Annotated in this window: 8 protein-coding genes; 4 read left to right on the top strand and 4 right to left on the bottom strand. The window is 46.4% G+C overall.

Annotation, left to right across the window (positions count from 1 at the left end; translation table 11 throughout):
- Positions 1-272, top strand: a 272-nt coding sequence (locus K9W43_10965) for a hypothetical protein (GenBank protein MCF2137740.1), incomplete at its 5' end; no start/stop codon positions are given.
- 277 nt (positions 273-549) lie between these two features.
- Here the strand turns inward: K9W43_10965 and K9W43_10960 are convergent.
- The 3 genes from K9W43_10960 to K9W43_10950 form a co-directional block, all read right to left on the bottom strand.
- Complete coding sequence (locus tag K9W43_10960) at positions 550-1,110, bottom strand: hypothetical protein (protein MCF2137739.1); 561 nt, start codon at positions 1,108-1,110, stop codon at positions 550-552.
- Positions 1,111-1,305: 195 nt separating this feature from the next.
- Positions 1,306-1,467, bottom strand: coding sequence for a rubredoxin (locus K9W43_10955; GenBank protein MCF2137738.1), 162 nt, complete (start codon positions 1,465-1,467; stop codon positions 1,306-1,308).
- 389 nt (positions 1,468-1,856) lie between these two features.
- The gene (locus K9W43_10950) at positions 1,857-2,192 is read right to left on the bottom strand and encodes a TcfC E-set like domain-containing protein (protein MCF2137737.1); all 336 of its coding nucleotides are present in this window, start codon (positions 2,190-2,192) and stop codon (positions 1,857-1,859) included.
- 530 nt (positions 2,193-2,722) lie between these two features.
- Here K9W43_10950 and K9W43_10945 point away from each other — a divergent pair.
- The 3 genes from K9W43_10945 to K9W43_10935 are packed head-to-tail and all read left to right on the top strand — an operon-like array spanning position 2,723 to position 5,473.
- A complete protein-coding gene (locus K9W43_10945; protein MCF2137736.1) occupies positions 2,723-3,712 on the top strand; it encodes an ABC transporter ATP-binding protein in 990 nt (329 codons plus the stop codon).
- Positions 3,712-4,605 carry an ABC transporter permease gene (locus K9W43_10940; protein MCF2137735.1) on the top strand — a complete coding sequence of 298 codons (894 nt, stop codon included), beginning with the start codon at positions 3,712-3,714 and terminating at the stop codon, positions 4,603-4,605. Before K9W43_10945 ends, K9W43_10940 begins: the two co-directional genes overlap by 1 nt.
- A 1-nt stretch (position 4,606) precedes the next feature.
- A complete protein-coding gene (locus tag K9W43_10935; protein MCF2137734.1) occupies positions 4,607-5,473 on the top strand; it encodes an ABC transporter permease in 867 nt (288 codons plus the stop codon).
- Between the two features lie 117 nt (positions 5,474-5,590).
- Here the strand turns inward: K9W43_10935 and K9W43_10930 are convergent, their stop codons facing one another.
- Entirely contained in the window at positions 5,591-6,391 is an 801-nt protein-coding gene (locus tag K9W43_10930; GenBank protein MCF2137733.1) for a methyltransferase domain-containing protein, read from the bottom strand.
- Positions 6,392-6,509: the final 118 nt, after the last annotated feature.

Raw genomic sequence — 6,509 nt, 5'->3', positions numbered from 1 at the left:
CAGTCATTGACGAGGTGGGAGTGAAGGCAGTCATTGACGAGGTGGGAGTGAAGGCAGTCATTGACGAGGTGGGAGTGAAGGCAGTCATTGACGAGGTGGGAGTGAAGGCAGTCATTGACGAGGTGGGTCTTGACATCTTGTTGAGAGAGGCTGGCTTGAAACAGACATTGCAATACATTCAGGATCTCATAGATGCAAAGCAATTAACCCGTGAAGAGAAGCAACAGTTGTTGGAGTTCGTAGATAACATACGTGAGAAGATTGGCAAATAGAGATTAGAATCCATGTGTGGAAGTTTGAACTTGCCGAAACCTCACTATGAATTTGCTAAAAGATGGCCTTTTTAGTTATTAATTCTCTTGTTCTATCTCTAATCCATTTAATAATAATATGGTATTTGAGCATTGCCGTGGCAAGTAATCTGTGTGGAGTGTCCACAGGCATAGATCGAACAAGGCCGCATAGGTCATGACGAGTCTTGGATCCGAACCTATATGGTGTCTATACTTTTCATAACCACTAATATTACAGCCTTTTCACACAGGGCCGCTATGCACTGGTGTCTAAGGACTCCTCTTTGATTCCGATGAAGAGGAATGCGACTCCCTCAAAGAGCAAGAGCAAGAGCAGTCCCGCGATAGTGATCCATTTGAGTTGCGTAACGACACTGGCAATTGCTATGATCCCCGCATTGAGATTCGGGTATGATATGAATTGGGAGAATATGAGAACGTTCTCCGCGTAGTCAAGTATCGCTGCAACAAAAGGGAGCAATACGAGGTTGTGCCATCGGCTCTCGGTCTTGAAAATTCCCAATTGGAGTGGTACCATTGCAAGAGCAACCAAAAACGTGTAGAGGAATGGAAAGAACGTGTCTGTGCTCAGAAGCATGTAGTAGAGCACACCATTGCCCTGCGTCAATAGTGCAAATTGGTCTCGGAGATTCTGTTCCGAGTAGCCCCATGAAGTATCAGGAATCGCCTGACCAGTGAGTCCCGTGATTGTCGGAACTATGATCCCCATGAGAATCAATGCAACAAGGACGGTGATTCCTCCGACAATCTCAAGATTTCTTTTACAATAGAATTGATAGATCTTGTGAGATATCATTGATGATTTATCTCCATAATACTATGTCCACAATCTCCTAGATTAATACTCCCCTCATGTGAGATGGCGAGTTTCCTCCGTCAAAATGAACGATCTGTACTTGTTTTGTTTGTGGTGGATCTCCCATTGATAGGATAAGAAAAAAAGGGGGAGTGAATTCACCCCCACAATAGAGTTTCTCCCCTCAGTCTACGTCTAGTCGATCAGTTCAAAGTCTTCCTTGCTGGCGCCACACATCGGGCAGACCCAGTCATCCGGAATATCTTCAAACTTCGTACCAGGCGCAATACCGCCGTCGGGGTCTCCAACAGTTTCGTCGTAGACCCAACCGCATACTTGGCATTCCCATTTTGCCATTACTTGGGCATCTCCTGCTTCTCTTCGTTTAGACGAAGAAACTCATAGCGAACACACTCTCATTTTGTGACATAAAAGCATTAGTGTAAGGTCAAGAATCGCATTTCTGTACGTCTTAACACGTCTTATTTTTTATCTTTTCTCGAAGTGTCTGTGAAACATCAATGTCATACAAAAATGCCGATTGAACCTTTTTCATATATCAGACCTCGACATTAGATGTTCCAGAGTACTGTCAATTTAACACATTGGAATAATATAGAAACAGTTAAAAAAATAGTATAGAAAAAACGTGTCTAGTGGCAGTCCTGATATTCAAGACTACCTCTAGACAGTGCGGTATGTGATCCTTCATGCACGCTTGCGCAGCATGACAATCACAATGATGATCACGACCGCTTCGATGCTTGCAATAGCGCCAATGTAATCAGTCCTCCCAAATCGTCTGAGGGGGTCGTGGAGGAACTGGGCGATGTCGTAGTGGTCGTTGTAGGTGTCGTTGTTGTTGTGGTAGTAGTTGTGGTAGTAGAACCTTGAGCAACCACTGTGACAATAACGGTATCACGATTCGTATTTCCTGCCTTGTCGTGGATCTCTATTGTGTAGTTATAGCTCCCTACACTCAGACCATCTATATTTATTGTAATGAGGCCCCCAGCCCAATTCGCTGAAAAAATAAGGGTCGCATTTCTATAGATCTCGTAAGTGAACGGATGTGGGACTATGTGACGTATACGATGAAGTATATCTTGGGGCGATTACTTTCTTTTAATTGGAATCTATAGTATTATCTATAGATACAGTATTCAGAGGCATTGGGCTCTGAGATGGTTGGACGTTCGCGGCAATTGTAATGACTAAAAACAAGATTAGAACTGCACGCACAAACAATGTATTTGATTTCAAGAAATACACATCGATTTTTGTAGGATAAGGCTTACATTTATGATTGCCTATTAAAAAATGAAAGTTGCCTGTTCCTAATTCTGTTCGAGATATGTGACTGTGGTTACCATTGAACTTGGTCCGATTCTCCTATTCCAAGATAGTTTTTGTTCCCCTACGTTTCACAGGGGACCAAATGCTTGGGAAAATTTATAACTCAACAGATAATTGACAGTTCGGTGGCCTTTATGAAAAGAGACCTACTTCTTCAATAATAGGACGAGCATCCTATCATTTTAGTCGCACATGAAGTGCGCATTGGGCCCCTGAATATTTATCATCTCTTCCACGATTTGGAGGGGAGTCAATCTTGTCTGAAAGTGCTATTGAAATTAAAAATTTATCAAAGGTATTCATCTCCACCAGACGGAGAGCAATTGTTGTCCCTGTTGAACGTAAGAGAGTTGAGGCTCTCAAGTCTGTGAGTCTGGACATTCCTAAAGGCCGTCTTTATGGTCTCCTGGGGCCAAACGGCGCAGGTAAGACGACACTCATCAAAATACTAGCAACTCTTGTCCTACCTACTTCAGGTGAGGCAAGTATTATGGGGTATGATGTTCTGAAGGACTCTACCTACGTTCGGGCCGCGATCGGTGTCTGTCAGGGAAATGAACGAAGCATCTATTGGAAGTTGTCCGCGCGTGAGAATCTGATCTTCTTCGGGCGGTTATACCGACTAACGCAGAGTGAGGCAAAAGAGCGAGCCGATGAGCTGCTTGGTCGTATGAACCTGTTAGAGAAGGCCGATGAGAAGGCCGAGAACCTCTCTCATGGGATGCGTATGAAGATCGTGTTTGCACGCTCTCTCATTCACGACCCACCTGTTCTCCTCTTGGACGAACCGACTCAAGGTCTTGATCCGACCTTCGCAACCGATCTCCGCCAGTATGTTCGTGACAAACTTCGCGATAAGACGATTCTGCTTACGACTCACTATATGCATGAGGCTGACATGCTATGTGATCGGATTGCATTGATCAACGAGGGCGAAATCAAGAGTATAGGGACTCCTCATGAGCTCAAGGAGCGGGTTCGTGACTATGACAGTCTTCACATCAAGGTGCACGGTCAACCTGACCTTGAGGCTATCAAGAGATTTGATGACGTGATGAACGCGACGGTCAGAGAACGTAATGGAGTTCATGAACTTGTTGTCACAGCTCATGATGGGTATGATCTTGCCCGTCGATTGTTGAATTTGGTTCATGAACAGGGAATTCAGGTCGAGCAGTTTGAGGTCAAGGAGCCATCACTCGATGATGTGTTCCTACAACTCACAGGACGGAGGATAGAGGACTGATGACGATTGTTGAAGTTGCTGACTCAGAAGGTGTACAGCCCGAATTCGCCCCGAACTTTCAGGTCCGTTCTCTGGACTGGTCCATCTCAAAGACGATTGCGACCAAGAATCTTAGAATCGCTCTGAGGTATCCAGCGAACATCATCGTCTGGGGGATTATTCCTCTCCTCTGGATTGCACCATATCTGTTGATGATGACAGCAATCAGTGGCCCCGGGGGAAGTGCCCATTTCACTGAGATCTCGGGGTATGATGACTTTATCCGATTTGCGGTCATTGGCTGGTTTGTCTACCAGTACGTTGACAACTCGATCTGGGGGATTGGAAACACGTTCCGATGGGAACAGTTCAGTGGCACGCTTGAACCACTCTTCCTTGCTCCAGTTCCACGGATCAGTATCTTACTTGGTGGAGCCTTTTCTGACTCCGTCCAGACAACCTTCTCAGCCCTTGTATTGCTAGGGTTCTCGATGATATTGTTTGGAGTGTCCTATTCGGTGACGATGATTCTTCCAGTTATCATCGTGCTCCTGCTCATGTTGTTCGCCCTCTTTGGGTTCGGCTTCATGCTGGCCGGGTTGATCATCGTCTTCAAGGATCCAAGCGTGTTAACACAGTTAGTGGACTCGATGATCTTCACAGTCACTCCCGTAAACTATCCTGTACAAGTACTACCAAAGTATGCTCAGATACTGGCGTATCTGATGCCCGCGACCCTTGCGATCGAGGTCATACGTGAATTGGCAATCACTGGCGAGTTCACCATTATCTCCTACCTTCTCGGGATTGCTGGGCTTGTGGGTCTACTGATCCTCTTCTGGGGGGTCGGTCTCGCAGTCTTCAGATATGCTGAGCACTGGACAAAAGAGCGTGGGAGCATGGGAGGTTTCTAAGATGGATGAGAATCTTTACGAACGAGTGATAAAGCGTCGAGGATGGCGGTCTGAGATTCGAGCGGCATGGGCAATGTCGATCAAGACTTGGAAGATTGAGCTGTCATACCCTCTCAGTATTCTCTGGTTCATCTTGATGCCCTTTCTCTGGCTGATTCCACTGGTTCTTGCAGGAACCTCGGTCAGCGGTGGAGTGGACTCTTCATCGCTCAATAACATGACCGGTATCAGCAATTGGATCACTTACGTGGCCATCGGCACCGCCTTGATGGGGCTGATAATTTCTATCATCTGGGGAACAGGGATGACCTTGAGGCGCGAGCAGAATGTGGGAACACTTGAGACCCTGTTCACCACCCCGATTGGTCGGACGACTTTTATCTGGGGAAATGGTCTTCATAACATTCAGCATGGTGGACTTGGGGTGATCCTTCAACTCGTTGCGTCGGTCTTCATCTTCGGCATCACAATAGATGCCTGGGGAATATTTCCTGCGCTTGCCATCGTCGCGCTTCTTGTGATCGGAATGCAAGGCATTGTCTATGCAGTGGCCAGCATTGTACTGGTGGCGAAGCAAGGCTGGATGCTTGTGGAGTTCGTAGGCAGTTCGTTGGTTCTTATTGCTCCGCTCTCTTATCCCCTTGCAGTCTTGCCGCCCGTTCTCCAGATGGCCGCTATGGGATCCCCTCTCAGCTGGGGTGCTGATGCTTTTCGTAACTCATTGGTCTTTGGGCTTGCGGCACCAGGGCTTGTCCAATCAGTAGTGATGCTTTTGCTGCTTGATGCCATCTATCTGCTGGTTGGTGGGCTCTTGTACAAGGCCACAGATCGATGGGTCCGGAACAGAGGTGCATTGGCCCAGTTCTAAGTGAGCTGACGCTTGTCAGCTCTTCTCTCTCTTTTGTCTTCGCTTTTTTATAATACCTCTTGACGGTTGCCGTTTGTGACCGTTTGTGACCCCTCAGTCCCTCTTGATGATCGAAATCTATTCTTTTACGGCCTTGATCGAGAACATCAGAGGCAGTTGTATCTCCGAGTCGTCATAGTACCAGAGACCGTCGTCATGTTGCTTTAGGAATGGGAAGTTCTGGAATGTGGTCATTGGGAACTCGTGGAGAAACTGAATCTTGAGTCCTGCATCTATGATCGAATTGACCGTTTCGCCAATACTATGCACCCACTCGTAGTCGGTCACTGGCTCGATTTTTTCCCCTGTATACGATCCATCGACTTCAAAGGACAACGGTTCAGCACCGTGGAAATACGAGTGTTGCAACCTGAAGCCATCCTCGGCCTCTGTGTCAAAGACCCATATGAGCGGGTGAAATTCGATGATGTAAAAAATTCCGCCAGGTCTAAGAAACTGGGCGACGATCTCTGCCCATCGCTTTAGATCATTTAACCAACAGAGGACACCATATGACGTAAAGACAATGTTGAAAGTTTCCTCGAAGATATCTGGCAGGTCGTAAATATTTGCATGGATGAACTTGGCCTCGAGTCCTGATTTCTGAGCGAGCTCACGTGCCAATCTGATGGCCTCTTCAGAGAAGTCAATGCCTGTGACTTTTGCTCCCTCACGCGCCCATGATAGTGTATCCAGACCAAAGTGGCACTGTAGATGCAAGAGTGATTTTCCTCTCACATCACCAAGCTCCTCCATCTCAATCGAGTTTAATGTTGTTGCCCCATTGAGGAACTCTTGTGTTCTGTATGCCTCGGAGTGAAAATGAACCTTGGCAAATCTATCCCACATAGTTCGATTTGCTTTGAAGAATTTCTCCATGATCTTCACAAAGCATCTCATCTGGGCGGTGAATAAATGACTTTGGATGCTGGAGCGAGAGTATTTTGAGCATATAGTATGAGGAAGTCCTGGTTAGATAAAATAAATCCTGTAATAT

It is taken from the genome of Candidatus Thorarchaeota archaeon (genome assembly GCA_021498125.1).
Taxonomy (GTDB): Archaea; Asgardarchaeota; Thorarchaeia; order Thorarchaeales; family Thorarchaeaceae; genus B65-G9.
The sequence above is the reverse complement of the archived record's forward strand: the minus strand, read 5'-3'. Positions and strand labels throughout refer to the sequence as shown.